The organism is Arhodomonas sp. KWT, assembly GCF_010993615.1.
This window is the reverse complement of the sequence record NZ_WNXE01000061.1, coordinates 1-16117: the sequence shown is the minus strand read 5'-3', so window position 1 is coordinate 16117 and position 16117 is coordinate 1. Positions and strand designations below refer to the sequence as shown.

The following is a 16117-nucleotide window of genomic DNA, read 5'->3' as shown; positions in this document are numbered from 1 at the left end:
CCCTGCGAGCAGGACCGCCGCTGCGTCTACGTCCGGCTCACCGGCGAGGGCGAGGCACTGTTCGACGAGGTCTTCCCCGCCCACATGGCCCACCTCGGCGACCGGCTCGACGCCCTCTCCCCCGAGGAGCTGGAGACCGTGGAGCACAGCCTACGCCGCCTGGCCTCGGCGCTGTCGGGGCAGGCGGAGACGGACGCTTCACAGGCGCAACAGGCGACGAAACGCGCGAGTAGCTAGTCCGGGCGGGATTCACTGCTTCTCGGCGGCCGCACCACGTACGGCGGTTTCGCCGCGGGGTGGAACGACGCTACGTGTGCGGTCCGGGGTCGCCGGGGTGCAGCCCCTGCACCTTGCGCAGCAATTGCATGAGCGTTCTGAAGTTCTCGGGACCCAGCTGTTCCTGGATGAGCTCGTACTGGCGGACCATTTCCTTGCTCATTTCATCGAACAGGGCCTCGCCCCGCTCGGTCAGCGTCACGCACAGGCGGCGCTGATCGGTCTCCGGTTTCCAGCGCTTCACCAGACCGTCGCGTTCGAGGCGGCCCAGAACGCCCGTCAGGCTGGGACGCAGGATACACGCCAGATCGGCGACTTCCCGGCTCTCCAGGGTACTGTCCGGGGTCTGCCTGAGGATGCGGATCACGCGCCACTGCTGTTCGGTCACGCCGTAGCGGTTCAGCAGGGGACGGAAGAACCCCATGGCGCTTTCCCGTGCCTGGAGCAGGGCGAGGGTCAGGGACGGAGTGGATTCGGGCATTAAGGGCAACAGGTCCTGTCGGGTTAGCAGGGTCGGCGCAGACGGCTTCCTCAAGTGGCCTTCCCCGGACCGGGGTCCGGGGCGGGCGCCGGGGGATGGCCGGGATACAGGACGGCAAGATTTACCAGTCGCCGTCGGGCCTGTCCACACCGGGGCGCGACCGCTGCCGCCCCTCCCCTGCCGCAGACGCCCGCGCACCGCGCGGCGGCACGGTCACTACTGCGGTCAGTAGACGCTGCCGCGGGGTGACACCTCGTCCGCTCCGCCGCCTTTGAAGCTGGCGGACAGATCCCTGAGGCCGGCCATCAACACGCTGGTATCCACGCCCACGGCAACGAACAGACAGCCCAGCTCCAGGTAGCGACGCGCCAGTTCCCGGTTGGCGGACAGTATCCCGGGGGCCTTGCCCGCCTTCCTGATTCGGGCAATACCGTCCTCTATCGCCGACTGGACCTCCGGATGGCCGGGGTTACCCCGGTGGCCGAGCGAGGCGCTGAGGTCAGCGGGCCCGATGAACACGCCGTCGACGCCATCCACGGTCGCAATCTCATCCAGATTGGCCAGCCCTTCGCGGCTCTCGATCTGTACCAGCAGGCACATTTCCTCGTCCGCCTGGTCCAGGTAGCCGGGGATGCTGTTCCAGCGCGACGCCCGTGCCAGGGCGCTGCCAACACCGCGTACACCCTCCGGCGGATAGCGCGTGGCGCGTACCGTTTCCCTGGCCTGGTCAGCGGTGTCGACCATCGGCACCAGCAGGGTCTGGGCCCCGAGGTCGAGATACTGCTTGATCAGCACGGCGTCCGCCACGGGGGGCCGGACAACGGGCCGGGCCTGGTAGGGGGCCACGGCCTGAAGCTGGGCGAGCAGGCTGTGCAGGTCGTTGGGGGCGTGTTCGCAGTCGATCAGCAGCCAGTCGAAATCCGCGTTGGCAGCCAGCTCGGCGCAGTAGCCGCTCGCCAAGCCCAGCCACAGACCGATCTGCGGACGCTGCTCGGCGAGCGCCTGCTTGAAGGTGTTCACGGGCATCTGCATGACGGATTCCTCTTGTGAGGCGTTGGCGAAGCACCTGTCGCACCGAACGCGTACGGCAGCGCGGGGCACGGCAACCGTGGGGTCACCCGGGCAGCGGAAACACGGCGTTGATCTGGCCGGTGCCGGAGCTGGCGAACGGTTCGGTAAGGACCTCCACCGGCCGGTCGTACGCCTCGCCGCCCAGCAGGCCGAGCAGCATGGCGGTGTCGTGCATGCCGCCCTCACCGTAGCAGTGCTGGGCATACTCCGGCAGCATGGCGCAGAACTCCCTGAAGCGGCCCTGCTTCCAGAGTTCGACAACGTGCAGGTCGACCTGACGATCGAACTCCCGGGTCCACTTGTGCAGGTTCCTGCTGGCCTCGCGATCATCGGAGAAGCGATGGGACAGCGAGCCGGAGGCGAGCACCAGCACCTTGCGATCACTCTTTTCGATAGCGCGGCGCACCGCGGCACCGAAGGTGAAGCTGTCCTCCAGACGATGCCAGGCGTTCCAGGCCGCGACGGAGATCACCCTGAAGTGCTGATCCTCGGGCGCGTCCATGTGCATGTAGCGCATCGGCATCAGGGTGCCGTACTCCAGGTCGAGGCTGGGGATGTTGTGCGCCAGAGTGCGCACGTCGGCGGCGTTGGCCTCGGCGGCGATGGCCTCGCCCAGTTCGGGACAGCCCTGGTACCGGTACGCCATGTTCTTGATGAAGTGCGGCAGCTCACCGCTGGTGTAGATGCCCTCGAAGCGCTCGCTGCAGTTGATGTGGTAGCCGCTGTTGACCAGCCAGTGGACGTCGAACACGACGGCGGTGTCCGCGCCCCGCTCACGCGCGCGCCGACCGATCTCCTTGTGCCCGTCGATGGCGGCCTGACGGCAGCCGTGATGCTCTCCGGGCAGCTCCGAGAGGTACATCGAGGGGACGTGTGTGATTTTTGCTGCGAGAACGACTTCACCCATGGTGTGTCTCCAGGATTTGGCTTAAGCGGCCGCGATCATGCGAAGTGCAGACTCACCGACCCGAAGGGGCCGTAATCGGCATGAATGTCCGTCCCGGGCGGGCACTCGACAGGGCCGATGAAGGACCCCGACAGCACTACCTGGCCGGCCTCGATACGCTGGCCGTAGGTCGCCATACGCCGCGCCAGCCAGACCAGGCCGGCGACCGGGTCGTCCAGCACGCCGGCGCCCAGACCGGTCGCGGCCACCGCCCCGTTCTGCTTGACGATGGCCCCGACCCAGCGCAGGCCGAAGGCGTCGGGGGCGTGGCGTTGCTGGCCCAGCACGATGCCGGCATTGGCGGCGTTGTCCGACACGGTGTCGAAGATGGCGCGGGCCCGGCCGGTCTCGGGATCCCGGCGCAGGATCCGGGTATCGAGGATCTCGATCGCCGGGGCGACGTAACCGGTGGCCGCCAGGACGTCTTCGCGGGTGACGTCACCCTCCAGAGGAGACTCCATGACGAAGGCGATCTCGGCCTCGATGCGCGGCTGGATGAAGCGCGTTTGCGGGATCGTGGTGCCGTCAACGAACAGCATGTCGTCATACAGGACCCCGCTGTCGGGGGTATCGATACCGAGGGCGTCCTGCATCGCCCTGGAGGTCAGGCCGATCTTCCAGCCTATGATCTCCCGCCCCTGGGCAAGCCTCTGCTCCATCTGGGCGGCCTGGATGGCATAGGCGTCATCCAGGGTCATGCCGGGATGGGCGAGTGACAGCAGCCCGATCTGCTCGCACTTCGCCTCGGCCGCGAGCAGCGCCTCCGCGGCCGAGGCGACCTGGGCCGGCGTCAGTGTCATCATTCGTCCTCCACGCCGTTGACCAGCCGGCCGATACCCTCGGCCTCGACCTCGACCACGTCCCCGGGCTTCAGCCACACCGGCGGCTCGAAGCGGGCACCGGCACCCGTGGGCGTGCCACAGACGATGACGTCGCCCGGCACCAGGGTGGTGAAGGTGGAGACGTAGCTGACGATATAGCGGAAGTCGAACATCATCCGGGACGTGCGATCCTGCTGACGCACTTCGCCGTTGACCCGGGTGGTCAGCTCGATGTCGTCCAGCTGGTCGGCCGACCGGAAGGGCACCAGCCAGGGGCCCATCGCACCGCTCGCGTCGAAGTTCTTGCCCTGGGTCACATTGAACTTGGCATGGCGTACCCAGTCACGGATCGTGCCCTCGTTACACAGTGTCAGGGCGGCGATGTGCTCGTAGGCCTTCTCGCGGACAATGCGGCGGCCCCCCTTGCCGATGACGATCGTGACCTCGCCCTCATAGTCGAGCTGTTCGCTCTCGGGCGGGCGCACGATGTTCTCGTTGTGGCCGACGAAGCTGCGCGGGAAGCGGATGAACAGCGAGGGCTTGCCGGGCTCGGCCTGGCCGTCCCTGTACTCCTCGTTGCGTGAGGGGAAGTTGACGCCGACGCAAAGCAGCTTTTCGGGCCGGGCGATCGGGATCAGGAAGCTCACGTCCTCTTCACGGTAGGACGGCGCCCGACCCTCGGCGGCCCCGATCAGTTCGTCGAGGGCGCCGGCCTCGATGACCTCCCTGAGCCCCCGAAAGCGCGCGCCGAACTCCGGCGTCAGGTCGATGATGCCGTCATCGGTGACCAGGCCGTAGCGGTCGGCACCGTTGGCATGGAAGGCCGCGAGGCGCGCGGGAACGACACGTGTCATGAATCTCCTCCTCTCGGTACCGCCGGGAGCGGCACCGCCTGTCTCGGTCATATCCGTCCGGCCGAGTCCTCCACGGCCGGGGAACGGGGCCATGGCGACGGCGTGGCGGCACTCGCGAGCGCCGCTCGCGACGCCCCCCGACCCCGGCCAGGCCCCGGGGCGACGCACGGCCTCACCCGAGCCGCGGCACCGGGTGAATCCGGCGCGGGAAGGCGACGTTGACGGTCTCCATGTAGAAATCGAAGGACCAGTCCCCGCCGTCCCGTCCGATACCGGAGGCCTTGACGCCGCCGAAGGGGGCCGGCAGGTGGCGGACGTTCTCCGAGTTGACCCACATCATCCCGGCCTCCAGCTCGTCGGTCATGCGTATCGCCCGGTTCAGATCGTTGGTCCAGAGGTAGGCGGACAGGCCGTACTCGGTGCCGTTGGCCAGGCGCAGCGCCTCGTCCTCGTCCCGGAACGGGATGGCGGTGAGCACCGGTCCGAAGATCTCCTCCTGGGCGATGCTCATCTCGTTGGTGGCATCGGTGAACAGCGTCGGGCGCACGAAACAGCCCGTCTCGCCGACCTTCTCGCCGCCCGTGGCGATGGTGGCGCCCTCTTCCCGCGCCCTGGCGAAGTAGGACAGCACCTTCTTCTCGTGCTCGGGGTGGATCAGCGGACCGACCACCGTTTCCGGGTCGAGCGGATGGCCGACCCTGATGTTACTGGCGACCTCGGCGACGCGACGGGTGAAGTCCCGGTAGATCGACGCCTGCACCAGCAGCCGCGAGGACGAGGTGCAGCGTTCGCCGTTGAGCGAGTAGATCATGAAGCTGGCCGCGTCGACGGCGCGATCGAGGTCCGCGTCGTCGAAGACGATGACCGGGTTCTTGCCGCCCAGCTCGAAGTGGAAGCGCTTCAGGGTGGGCGCCCCCTGGGCCATGATCATCTGGCCGGTGCGGCTCTCGCCGACGAAGGCGATCGCCTTGATCCCCGGGTGCTCGGTCAGCGCCCTGCCGGCGTCGTCGCCGAAGCCGTTGACCAGGTTGAGCACGCCCTTGGGCAGACCCGCCTCCTCGGCGATCTCGACCAGCAGCTTGGCGGTCATCGGTGAGAACTCGGCGGGCTTGTGCACCACGGTGCAGCCCGAGGCCAGCGCGGGCGCGATCTTCCAGGTCGAGAGCATGAACGGCGTGTTCCAGGGGGTGATAACCCCCACGGGCCCCAGCGGGCGCCGCGAGGTCACGTTCATCTGGTCCGCGTTGCGCAGCGCCTGGCCGTCCTCGGCCTCCGGGGCCTTGTCGGCGAAGAAGCGGAAGTTGGCGGCACCGCGGACGGCCGCCTTCTCCATGAAGCGCAGCGCCTGGCCGGTATCCAGGCATTCGGTGAAGGCGATCTCCTCGGCGCGTGCCTCGATCGCCTCGGCGACGCGTATCAGAATCGCGCGCCGCTCCCGGCCCGGGGTCCTGCGCCAGGTCCTGAAGGCCGTCTCGGCGGCGGCGACGGCACGGTCGATGTCGCCGGCATCCCCCCTGGCGACCGCGGCAAGGGGCTCGAGATCGATCGGCGAGAGCGTCTCGAACGTACGGCCGGCGACGCCGGGCACCGATTCGCCGTTGATGTGGTTCATCACGCCGCCCTCGCGGAAGCGTGTCAGATAGCCTTCGGCACGAACGAGGTTGTCATTGAGCGTGCTCATTGGTGCTGTCCTTCAGCCGTTGTTCGAGAGGCGGGCGTGTATCGGCGTGTCCTTCCAGCTGAGATCCGGATCGATGACACGGATCTCCAGTGAAAGCGCGAAATGGGGCGTCGCGAGCGGGCCGGCCAGAGCGGACCGGACCGCGGCGAACAGGTGGTCCCCGGCCGTCCTGAGCGCCGGTTTCCCGCGGCCGGCACCCACCGAAAGCGTCAGTGCGGCGAAGTCGTTGTCGGCGAGATCGTCCGCGACGATGCAGTAGTCGGCGGCATAGGCACGCACGCGGATCCCGGCGAGGGGAAAGATGCCCGTCTCCTTCATGGCCTCGTAGGCGGCCCGGCACACGGCCGCCATGTCGGCGCGCGCGGTCAGCCCGGGGGAATACTCGATTCTCAAGTGCGGCACGACCGGCTTTCCTCGTGGTTCGATGTCAGTGACGGTGAACGGATCGCATTCGCGTATTTCATTAAAATATTAATGTTACCGCTGAAACGGCACCTCACGCCCGAAGACCGGCGCTCTACCGGCCGGCTCGCCGCATCCGGGTTCGATAACGGTTCCATCGTGTGCCGGTCACGGCGGGCAGGAAATGCATCCTCTCGCTCCTCTGCGCGCGGACCGTGACTGCCCGGCAGCCATTCATTAATATATTAATAGTTCTAGCACCTGGGGGCCGGGGGGTCAATGCGCACCGAACCGGGCCCGATACCCGGCGGCAATCGGAGGCAGGGAGAGGAACACGCCGTTCACGTGCGCACAAGGGCACGAACGGCGTGGAGGGTCAGGCACGCACCGCGCCGGCGGGTGTCCGGGATCCCGGACCGCTGTCCACCCGGCCCGGCCGGGGGCTAGAGCAGCATCTCGGGACGGAAGTCCGCACTCCGGTCGACGGTCTCCCCGGAAACCATGAAGACGCCGTCGCCGGTGTAGTGCACCGTCTGCGGCCACTCCGGCGCCGGCTTCACCCAGGCGCGCACGATCTCCCAGACGAAGAAGTTGTAGTCCGGGACCAGGCGGTCCTCGGCCAGCCGGCACTCGAACGCCGCGTGGCACTCGCGGATCAGCGGCGCCGCCACGACCTCCCCCGGCACCGGGGTGAGCCCGAAGCGCTCGAACTTGTCCACCGAGGCGCCGGTGGTATTACCCACGCCCACCACCGCGTCGAGCAGCGCCAGGGTCGGCAGGTTGATGACGCACTCCCCGGCCTCGCGGATCAGCCGGAAGCTGTGGTTGCCCGCGGAGATCATGCAGCCGGCGAGCGACGGCGAGAACTCCATGACCGTGTGCCAGCCGAGCGTCATCACGTTGCGCTCGCCCGCCCATGCCGAGGAGACCAGCACCACCGGCCCCGGCTCCAGGTAACGCCGCGCCCGCGCCACCGGATACGCCCGCCACTCGTTCCCGGCCATGGTCATTCCTCCCTCGCCGCCTCCCCGCGGGAGGGCAGCGTGCGCTGCATCTCGCGCACGGGGTGCTGGCGCCATTCCGGGTGTTCCCGCTGGAGCTGCCGCGCGACCCGCAGGGAGCGGCGGATCGCCCCGATGCCGGGCAGGAACGGCGTGTGCGCGAGCTCCCAGCGTATCCCCGTCGGGTCGGAGAAGAACACCGCGTAATAGCCCGGCGCGTAGACCGGGTACTCCGCCGGCTCGTCGGTGACGGTGACCGGCGCGTTGGCGAGGAACTCGCGGCGGAAGTCGTCCACCTCCCGCCGGCGGCGCGCCCACAGCGCGATGTGATGGATGCCGGTGGCGTGCTCGTCGTGGTGCAGCCGTTCCCCGCTCCGCGCCGGCTGGATACCGATGTAGCTGTGCGCGAAGGGATAACGCGCCATGTAGTAGGTGGAGCGGTAGCCGACGTCCAGCGTCCAGAAGCTGTGATAGCCGAGCCAGCCGAACATCCGGTCGTAGAAGGCGATGGAACGCTCGTAGTCGAGCACCGAGAACTCCACGTGATGCACACCGCGCCAGCGCATGGCTCCCTCCGTTGGTCGGTCCCCCGCGGCGTCGCCCGGCACTGTCCGCCAGCCGGCGGTTGCGGGCGTCCCCGGCAGTGCCCGGCCGCGCCGGCCGGGGTGAACCGGTATTGCAGCACGACACCACCCCCGCCGCCCACCGCGGAACGGCGTCGGCTCACCGTGCCCTCCCGGAAACGGATCGCGGATGACGGGTCGGGAGCAGGCGATGCCCGGCGTCCGCGTGGGGCGTTGCACGCCTGCGACGCCCAACCGGCGCGGGGGCGTTGCGGTAGATGCCGTCTCGCGTATCAGGCGATTCGCGGGGACCGCTGCTCCTGGCAGCCGGCAGTCGCGGGGAGCGGTGGTCGCGCACGGCCGTGTGCGGCCTCCGTGCCCGGCGTCTCCTGGACAGGCAAGGTGCGGGCGGAAACGCCGATTCGCTTCCGCCCGGTGCGACCAACCGAAAAAAACGGGCCGCCTCGACGGCGGCCCGTGCGGTTCACTGACCGCGTTGCGGGAGCGGGATCTCCAGCCAGTCCCGGTAGAACGTCTCGATATCGGGCTCGAAGTCGTGGATGACCGGATACCACGGCGTCGGCGCCTCGACGTCGTGCTGGACGCCGCACTTCGGACAGTAGTACTCGCGGTAGACCTGCCACTCGGGGTCCGGCGACATCAGCTCCGGGTAGAGCTCGTTGAGCTCCTCCTTGCTGTCACGGACGTGGACGAGGGCCTCGAGCTTCCAGTTCTGGCGATAGTCGCAGAACTCGTGCCCGCAGGAGCACTGGGTCACCCAGTCGCCGTCGGCGTTGACCACGACGTAGAGGTGGGGCCCCAGCGGCAGGAGTATCGGGTCGTCCCAGTCGACCTTCTCCTGCAGCACCTCCCGGTAGAGGACGAAACGTTGCGCGTCCTTGGGCATGGAGAGCATGCGGTGGGTCGTCTCCCAGCCCAGGGTGCCGTCGACCAGCTCCTGGACGTCCTTCTTCGTATAGCTGCTCATGATGTGGTCTCTCCCCTATTCCTCGACCAGAATCACCTTGCGCACGTCCGGCAGCTCGCCGAGATCCATGCGGTGTTCGGGACGCGCCCCGTAGGTGGGCACCCCGAGATCCTCCTCCACGAGCTTCCAGTCCTCGGGCAGCTCCCAGAAGGCCCGGAACTCCTCGAGGAAACGCTCGCTGAGCCCGAAGCTGCAGGCGAACATCTGCCGGACCTGGGTGGAGGCGTCGTGGGCGATGATCCGCTCACGCTCCTCGCGCATCCACTCGCGGGTGGGACGGGCCCGGGCGATGCGCTCCTGGCGGATCGCCTCGCGGCGCCGCTGCGTCGCCTCGGCATCCACCCGCCACTGCCCGTCGCCGTCCTGATGGATCACGGCGCCGTAGACCTTCTCGGCGTAACGCGGCAGCAGGTAGCCGCCGTTGAGGTCCGCCTCGATCCCGGCGGGGGCCCGCTCCAGGGGGTCGCCGAAGCCGGGTCCGCCGCGGAGGTAGTTGAGGTAGAGGTCGGTGTTCTCGAAGCAGTCCTCCGTGGTCATGCCCTGCTGGTCCCGCTTGACGCGGGCGTTGGGGCCCAGGTGGTTCTCGTAGTCGGGGTGATCCGGGTCGGTGTCGCCGCCGAGGGGCAGCGACAGGCCCTTGTCGATGCGCTCGCGCAGCCCCGTGTCGTGGGCCTCGAAGCGGTAGCCGGTCGCGGCGGGATAGCCGCCCATGAGCCCCCAGTCGCTCACCATGTAGCCGTTGCCCATGAAGTACATGGTCCAGTCGCCGGCGTTGTGCACCATGCGCAGGGTCTCGAAACCGCAGCCGCCGCGGTACTTGCCGTAGCCGCCGGAGTTGGTCTTGATCGAGCGGCCCAGGTAGACGAGGGGCTCGGCGAGCTCCCAGATCTCCATGTCGCCCATGTCGCCCTCCGGGTTCCAGATCGCGGCGGCATGGTCGAGGCCGTCCTTGACCGCACAGGCACCGGTGCCCTCGGCGGCGGACTCGAAGCTGTTCACCGCGTGGAGCTCGCCGTCCTGGTTGAAGCCGCCGCCCTGCAGCCAGTTGCTGGTGTTGGCGTTACCGGCGTTGACCTCTTCCAGGTAGCCGCGGCCGAAGTAGTTCCGGGACAGGCCCCGCCACAGGGCGCTCCATCCCGAGACCAGGAAGTGCCAGGCGTAGGAGTGGCCGGTACGGCGGTCGTCGGGGTTCATCCAGGTGCCCTTCGGCAGCCGGAAGGTCGTGCCGTAGTAGGCGCCGTCGTTGACCCGCTCCGTGGGCACGAGGGTCTGGGTCATCATCACCCAGATACCGCTGGTGAACGCCACCTGGTTCGCGTTGAAGGTATGCCAGCCCCAGCGGCTCGCGCCGTCGAAGTCCAGGGTCCAGGTCCCGTCCTTGTGGATCTCCACGGTGGAGGGCGCGTGCATGATGCTGTTGGTCTTGGCGAACATGGACGGCAGGTGCACGTCCTCGTGGTCGTAGGGCACGTCCACGAACGCGACCTGACGCGTCCTGCCGGGGATCGTCAGCGACTTGATGCGGTTCTGCAGGCCGCGGCGCCCGTCCTCGACCACCTCGTAGGCGAACTCCTCCCAGGCGTCGATGCCCTCCTCGCGGATGAGCTCCTCGACCATGTCACGGATCATGTGGCAGCCGGCCACCCGGGTGCGCTCGTCGAGGACCCAGAAGCTGGTGGCCCGCACCGAGCGCTGGCTCTCGTGCAGCCAGTCCTTGTGCAGCCGGTCGTTGGTACCGGTCTTGCGGCAGGTCACCTGGTAGCCGTCGCCGAAACGCTGGACCTGGCCGGTGGACATCGACCCGGGCGCCACCGAGCCGGTGTCGATGACGTGGGTGACGCCGCCGACCCAGCCCACCAGCACGCCCTCGTGGAAGATGGGCACGATGCTGGCGATATCGCAGGGATGCACGTTGCCGATGGAGCAGTCGTTGTTGGTGAAGATGTCACCGGGCTCGATACCGGGATTGCCCTCCCAGTCGTTCTCGATCATGTACTTGATCGCCGCGCCCATGGTGCCGACGTGGATGATGATGCCGGTGGAGGTCACCACGCAGTCGCCGGCGGCGTTGTAGAGGGTGAAGCACAGCTCCCCCTCCTGCTCGACGATCGGCGAGGCCGCGATCCGCTTGGCCGTCTCGCGGGCGTCGACGACCCCGCCGCGCAGCCGCGAGAAGATCTTCTCGTAGCGGATCGGCTCGCGTTCCTTCAGGGCCAGGCTCGTGAAGCCGTTGTAATGCCCGGTCTCACGGGTGCGTGCCAGCACCTCGTCCCGGTGGGACTTGAGCGAGGCACCGCCCCATGTGAGGCCGTCGCGGCCACCCATGTCCATTACTGCACTCATTATGGTCTCTCCTCTCTCTCCTGTCGGAATCGTTTACAGCTGCCTGAGATGGAACAGCCGGTGCTTGTCGAGGTAGGTCTCGAAGCCGTCGGGGACAACGAAGGTGGTGGCCGGCGACTCGATCACCACCGGCCCCCGCAGCCGGTTACCCGCCTGCAGCGTCTCCATCTGGTAGAGGTCCGCGTCGTACCAGCGGCCACGCCGGAAGAACCGCCGGGTACCGAGATGGGCCTCCGCGGGGGGCGTCTCGCCGGCCTCCGGCTCCACCGGGATCTTCGGCTTGGTGGTATCCACCACCCCGCGCATGATCGCGCCGGTGACACTGTAACCGAGCTCCGGTGAGCGGGCCGAGTTGGCGTAGACGCGGCCGTACTGCTCGTTGAAGGCATCGACGAGCTGGTCCCAGTCGTCGGCGGACCCGGCCTTCGGGATGGGCGAGTCGATCTCCAGGTCGTTGAGCTGGCCGCGGTATTGCATGCGGTAACCGGGCTTGAGCTGCACGTCCGAGGGCGAGAAGCCGTTGATACGGAACTCCTCGATGACCTTCTCGGTGAGCTCCGACCAGCCCTTCTGCAGGGTCTCCGCCGCGCTGCGGCGTTCCGCCTCGCCCGCGTCCGGGGCCAGGGAGATGTCCTGGCTCATGTCGTAACGGTATTCGAACTCCGCGGCCGCGCAGCCGAACGCCGAGAACCCCGCGGCGAAGGCCGGGACGATGATGTCCTCGAAGCCCAGGTCCTCGGTGTAGCCGTAGGTGTGCACCGGCCCGGCGCCGCCGTAGGAGAAACACACGAAGTCCTGGGGGTTGTAGCCCTTGGCGCTGACCATGGAGCGCAGGTACTGCCGCAGCTCGAAGTCGAGCAGCTCGATGACCCCGGAGGCCGCCTCCTCGACGGGGAGCTTGAGCGGGTCGGCGAGCTGTTCCTTCACCGCCTGGTAGGCGCGCTCGCGGTCGAGCTTGACCACCCCGCCGAGGAAGTTGTCCGGGTTGAGATACCCCAGCACGAGGTGGCAGTCGGAGACGGTCACGGTCTCCAGCCCACTGTCGGGCCAGCACACGCCGACCCGGTAGCCGGCGCTGTCGGGCCCGAGCTTGAGCCCGCCGGTGTACGGGTCGAGGCGCACGAAGCTGCCCGCCCCCGCCCCGACGGTGTCCATCGCCACCAGCGGCAGGGACAGCACCAGACGGGCCATGTCCGGGTCCTGCTTGATGGTGAAATCGCCCCCGGTGATCAGTGCCATGTCAAAGCTGGTGCCACCGATATCCGAGCACGCGATGTTCTTGTAGCCGAGCTGATCGCCGAGATACTTGGCGCCGATGACCCCGCCGATGGGACCGGAAACCAGGGTCCGGGCCAGCTCCTTGGCCTTCCAGCCGATGGTGCCGCCGTGGCTCGCCATCACCCGCAGGTCGAAGTGCGTGCCGTGATCGCGAAGCCGGTCGGAGATCCGGTGGAGCGTCTTGCGGGAGGGCTCGGCGGCATACGCCTCCAGCACCGTGGTATTGATCCGGTGGGATTCCTTGCGCACGGGGTAGTAGTCCGCCGAGGCAACGATGGTGACGTCCCGCCCCATCTCGCGGGCGACCTCGGTGCACAGGTCGCGGACACGACGCTCGTGAACCGGGTTCTTGTACGAGTGCATCAGGCAGATGACCAGCCCGTGCACACCGGCCTCCAGCAGCTCGCGCGCGGCCTCGCGCACCTCCTCGTCACGCAGGGGGATGACCACGTCGCCCTTGGAGTCGATGCGCTCGGTCACGCCGCGGGTGTTGCGGCGCGGGACCAGCGGCTCGTCGTAGCGGTGGGTGTTGAGATGCAGACGGTCCTCGTAGGCATAGCCGAGGTACGACTGGATGGCCCGGCCCATCCGGGAGACGTCCTCCATGCCCCGGTTGACGATCAGCCCCACGTCCAGGCCCTTGCGCGAGACGACCCGGTTGAGCATGGCGGTCCCGGAGTACACGGCGGTGACCATGTCCGGGAACGCCTGCTCCACCGTCGTCCCCCACAGCCCCAGGGCATCCTCCGCCGAGTTCAGCAGCGCCACGGACTCGTCGTCCGGATTGGACTGTGCCTTTCCGACGACGAAGTCGCCGGCGGCGTCGACGAAGAAGGTATCGGTCATCGTGCCCCCGGCATCGATGCCCAACACCTCCACGGCCTCGGTATGTGCTTCCACGGTCTCTCCTCCTCGTTGTGCGTTAGCGGACGGCGGATGCCGTCGCCAGGCGCTATTGCACGGCGTGTGCCAGAACGGGCGAGGAGGTGATTGATCTCTGTTTCAAAAGGGATTTTATGGATTAACAGGAGCTACCGGGACGCCTGGGGAACGTCCGGAAATCGAACGTCCAAACGTTCGACGCACGCCGCTATCGGACGCCGGCAGCAGTGCCGGGATCGAACGCCCGCGCCGGCCCGGGATTCAGTCGAGGGCGGAATCCCGGTCGATGCCCAGCCGCTTCATCTTGAGGTAGAGCGTGCTCTTGGCGATGCCCAGCTCGCGCGCGGCACGGGTCAGGTTGCCGGCACTGTCGTGAATCGCGCGCACGATGGCCTCGTGTTCCGCCGCTTCCAGACTCGCGCCCCCCAGCGGCGGGCCCCCGCCGGGGGCGCCGGCGTGGTACTCCTCCGGCAGGTCGGCGGGCACGACGGTCTCGCCCTCGGCCATGAGCACGGCGGCCTCGACGGCGTTGTGGAGCTCGCGGACATTGCCGGGCCAGTCGTGGCGGCGAAGCAGCTCGTCCACCTCGGGGGCGAAGGCGGGGGGCACCAGCCCCTGTGCCGCCGCCACGTCGGCGGCCAGCCGGTGCGCCAGGGGGACGATGTCATCACGGTGCTCGCGAAGCGGCGGAATGGTCAGCGACATCACCGAGAGCCGGTAGAACAGATCCATGCGGAAACGCTCGGCGGCGATCTCCTCGCGCAGGTCGCGGTTGGTCGCTGCGAGCAGGCGGAACCGCACCTTGCGCGGCCGGGTATCGCCGAGCCGGTAGAACTCCCCCTCCTGGAGCACGCGCAGGAAATGGGGCTGGATATCCAGCGGCATCTCGCCGATCTCGTCGAGGAACAGCGTCCCGCCGTCCGCCGCCTCGATCTTGCCCGCCATGCCACCACGGCGCGCCCCGGTGAAGGCACCCTCGACATAGCCGAACAGCTCGCTGGTCAGCAGCTCCCGGGAGAGACCGCCACAGTTCAGGGCCACGAAATTCCCGTCCGCCGTGGGGCCGGCGCGGTGTATCGCCCGCGCGAAGACCTCCTTGCCGACACCGGTCTCGCCCTGGAGGAGCACCGGGACATGCAGCTTCGCGAGGCGTTCGGTGCGCTCCACCTGCGGCGCCAGGGAGGGCCGGCCCGCCACGATGTCGTCGAACGCCGCGGAGTGCCCTCCGGCGACAGGCCGGGCGGGGGCCGTGGGCGACTTCGCGCCACGGTGCACCAGGGGAATGACCACGACCGACCCCACCCGATCGCCGTTCGTCTCCACGGGCTGCACCCAGTCGGCGGGCAGGGTCCGGATCTGCCGTCCGGTGGCGTCCACCAGCGTGTGATCGGCCCGCATCAGCACGCCGAACTCGCCGGACGCCTCCAGGCGCACACCGTGCGCCAGCAGCGCCGCGGCGGCGTGCTCGTTCGCCTTGACCAGCCGGCCCCGGTCGTCGAAGGCGATCAGGCCGTCCCGCGGTCCACCCCACCTTCGGCCGAAAGTGACGTCCAGCAGCTTCGCCCGCCGTTCCAGCTCCGCCTGCATGATCCGCTCCTGGACGCGGGCGGCGGTGGTGACGGCCAGCGCGAGGCAATGGGGGTCATAGGTGGTGCGCAGCCCGGAGATGTCCACGGCCCCGAGGACGCTGCCGTCGAACGGATCCTCGATGACGGTGGCGGAGCACGTCCAGGCCTTGACGCCCTCGCAGAAGTGCTCCGCGGCATGGATCTGCACCGGCCCGCGCAACGCCAGCGCGGTGCCGATGGCGTTGGTGCCGGCGACCGCCTCGCTCCAGTTGCCGCCGGGCACCAGGCGGATGTCGTGGGCGGCGTCCATCGTGGACGTGTCGCCCTCGTAGTGAAGGATGATGCCGCCGGGGTCGGTGATCACCATCACCGTGCCGGACTCCGCGACGAACTCCCGCGCCTGCCGGCAGACTGCCTGGGCCGCGTGAACGAGGACCTCGTTACGCTGGCGCAGCGATACCAACCGTTCCTCGTTGGCGTCGAGCGGCGCGTGCAGCCGGGCGGGATCGACACCGACATCCCGGCATCGCGCCCAGGACGACTCGATCAGCCCGCGAATGGTGTCCGTGGGAACGTCGCCCCCCATGAGGTAGCGTTCCCAGGCCTCCATGACACGGTCCTCGCCATCCGGGTCCGGCGCACCGGCCCGGACATCACCAGCCACCATGGCATCCTCCTCCTCGCCCAAACCCGCCGCAGCGGAACGATGGCTTGTGCCATTCTCGTATTGTCAGGGAACTACATTAGCACCACTCGCCGTCCGTGCCGCACCGCCCCGTTCAGCGCCGCTTGCGGTTGAGGAAGGCGTCGATACCCGCCTGGGCGTCCTCGGCCATCATGTTGCGCGCCATGGTGCGGCTCGCGTCCGCATAGGCGTCCGGGAGGCTCATGCCGAGCTGGCGGTAGAACAGCTGCTTGCCGAGCCGCCGCGCGGTGGGCGCCTTGGCGGCGATGGTCTCCGC

The 16117-nt window shown here is 68.4% G+C and carries 14 protein-coding genes and 1 pseudogene; 1 reads left to right on the top strand and 14 read right to left on the bottom strand.

Annotated elements, in window-relative coordinates; genetic code table 11:
• On the top strand, positions 1 to 237 hold a 237-nt coding region (locus G7A99_RS10845; RefSeq protein WP_371807615.1), incomplete at its 5' end, for a MarR family winged helix-turn-helix transcriptional regulator.
• A gap of 70 nt (positions 238 to 307) precedes the next feature.
• On the opposite strand, the gene hpaR is transcribed toward G7A99_RS10845, so the two are convergent.
• The 14 genes and pseudogenes from hpaR to G7A99_RS10775 all read right to left on the bottom strand — a co-directional run.
• Entirely contained in the window at positions 308 to 757 is a 450-nt protein-coding gene (gene hpaR, locus G7A99_RS10840; RefSeq protein ID WP_163140131.1) for a homoprotocatechuate degradation operon regulator HpaR, read from the bottom strand.
• Positions 758 to 982: 225 nt separating this feature from the next.
• Positions 983 to 1789 carry a 4-hydroxy-2-oxoheptanedioate aldolase gene (gene hpaI / locus G7A99_RS10835; protein ID WP_163140129.1) on the bottom strand — a complete coding sequence of 269 codons (807 nt, stop codon included), beginning with the start codon at positions 1787 to 1789 and terminating at the stop codon, positions 983 to 985.
• 82 nt (positions 1790 to 1871) lie between these two features.
• Positions 1872 to 2735: a 3,4-dihydroxyphenylacetate 2,3-dioxygenase gene (gene hpaD / locus G7A99_RS10830; RefSeq protein ID WP_163140127.1), complete on the bottom strand. Its 864-nt coding sequence runs from the start codon at positions 2733 to 2735 to the stop codon at positions 1872 to 1874.
• 35 nt (positions 2736 to 2770) lie between these two features.
• Positions 2771 to 3577, bottom strand: a complete 807-nt coding sequence (gene hpaH / locus G7A99_RS10825; protein ID WP_205599809.1) for a 2-oxo-hept-4-ene-1,7-dioate hydratase — start codon at positions 3575 to 3577, stop codon at positions 2771 to 2773.
• Positions 3574 to 4449: a fumarylacetoacetate hydrolase family protein gene (locus G7A99_RS10820; protein ID WP_163140125.1), complete on the bottom strand. Its 876-nt coding sequence runs from the start codon at positions 4447 to 4449 to the stop codon at positions 3574 to 3576. The genes hpaH and G7A99_RS10820 overlap by 4 nt, the downstream gene beginning before the upstream one ends.
• A gap of 172 nt (positions 4450 to 4621) precedes the next feature.
• Entirely contained in the window at positions 4622 to 6130 is a 1509-nt protein-coding gene (gene hpaE, locus G7A99_RS10815) for a 5-carboxymethyl-2-hydroxymuconate semialdehyde dehydrogenase (protein ID WP_163140123.1), read from the bottom strand.
• A 12-nt stretch (positions 6131 to 6142) separates the two neighbouring features.
• Positions 6143 to 6532: a 5-carboxymethyl-2-hydroxymuconate Delta-isomerase gene (locus tag G7A99_RS10810; protein WP_163140121.1), complete on the bottom strand. Its 390-nt coding sequence runs from the start codon at positions 6530 to 6532 to the stop codon at positions 6143 to 6145.
• A 443-nt stretch (positions 6533 to 6975) separates the two neighbouring features.
• Positions 6976 to 7536: a flavin reductase family protein gene (locus G7A99_RS10805; RefSeq protein ID WP_163140119.1), complete on the bottom strand. Its 561-nt coding sequence runs from the start codon at positions 7534 to 7536 to the stop codon at positions 6976 to 6978.
• A 2-nt stretch (positions 7537 to 7538) separates the two neighbouring features.
• Positions 7539 to 8099 carry a VOC family protein gene (locus tag G7A99_RS10800; RefSeq protein ID WP_163140117.1) on the bottom strand — a complete coding sequence of 187 codons (561 nt, stop codon included), beginning with the start codon at positions 8097 to 8099 and terminating at the stop codon, positions 7539 to 7541.
• A 481-nt stretch (positions 8100 to 8580) separates the two neighbouring features.
• Positions 8581 to 9084 (bottom strand): acetone carboxylase subunit gamma, encoded by a 504-nt coding sequence (locus tag G7A99_RS10795; RefSeq protein ID WP_163140115.1) that lies wholly within the window; start codon positions 9082 to 9084, stop codon positions 8581 to 8583.
• Between the two features lie 15 nt (positions 9085 to 9099).
• Positions 9100 to 11427, bottom strand: coding sequence for a hydantoinase B/oxoprolinase family protein (locus tag G7A99_RS10790; RefSeq protein WP_163140113.1), 2328 nt, complete (start codon positions 11425 to 11427; stop codon positions 9100 to 9102).
• A gap of 33 nt (positions 11428 to 11460) precedes the next feature.
• Positions 11461 to 13605: a hydantoinase/oxoprolinase family protein gene (locus G7A99_RS10785; protein ID WP_163140111.1), complete on the bottom strand. Its 2145-nt coding sequence runs from the start codon at positions 13603 to 13605 to the stop codon at positions 11461 to 11463.
• Between the two features lie 243 nt (positions 13606 to 13848).
• Positions 13849 to 15822, bottom strand: coding sequence for a sigma-54-dependent Fis family transcriptional regulator (locus G7A99_RS10780; RefSeq protein WP_163140109.1), 1974 nt, complete (start codon positions 15820 to 15822; stop codon positions 13849 to 13851).
• Between the two features lie 112 nt (positions 15823 to 15934).
• Positions 15935 to 16117 (bottom strand): annotated as a pseudogene (locus G7A99_RS10775) (enoyl-CoA hydratase); the annotation flags it as partial.

Excerpts from the sequence above, each read along its gene's own strand:
- G7A99_RS10795 (WP_163140115.1), bottom strand. The coding sequence starts at position 9,084 with ATGAGCAGCTATACGAAGAAGGACGTCCAGGAGCTGGTCGACGGCACC.
- hpaI (WP_163140129.1), bottom strand. The coding sequence starts at position 1,789 with ATGCAGATGCCCGTGAACACCTTCAAGCAGGCGCTCGCCGAGCAGCGT.
- hpaD (WP_163140127.1), bottom strand. The coding sequence starts at position 2,735 with ATGGGTGAAGTCGTTCTCGCAGCAAAAATCACACACGTCCCCTCGATG.
- G7A99_RS10790 (WP_163140113.1), bottom strand. The coding sequence starts at position 11,427 with ATGAGTGCAGTAATGGACATGGGTGGCCGCGACGGCCTCACATGGGGC.
- G7A99_RS10780 (WP_163140109.1), bottom strand. The coding sequence starts at position 15,822 with ATGGTGGCTGGTGATGTCCGGGCCGGTGCGCCGGACCCGGATGGCGAG.
- G7A99_RS10820 (WP_163140125.1), bottom strand. The coding sequence starts at position 4,449 with ATGACACGTGTCGTTCCCGCGCGCCTCGCGGCCTTCCATGCCAACGGT.
- hpaH (WP_205599809.1), bottom strand. The coding sequence starts at position 3,577 with ATGATGACACTGACGCCGGCCCAGGTCGCCTCGGCCGCGGAGGCGCTG.
- G7A99_RS10800 (WP_163140117.1), bottom strand. The coding sequence starts at position 8,099 with ATGCGCTGGCGCGGTGTGCATCACGTGGAGTTCTCGGTGCTCGACTAC.
- hpaR (WP_163140131.1), bottom strand. The coding sequence starts at position 757 with ATGCCCGAATCCACTCCGTCCCTGACCCTCGCCCTGCTCCAGGCACGG.
- G7A99_RS10805 (WP_163140119.1), bottom strand. The coding sequence starts at position 7,536 with ATGGCCGGGAACGAGTGGCGGGCGTATCCGGTGGCGCGGGCGCGGCGT.
- hpaE (WP_163140123.1), bottom strand. The coding sequence starts at position 6,130 with ATGAGCACGCTCAATGACAACCTCGTTCGTGCCGAAGGCTATCTGACA.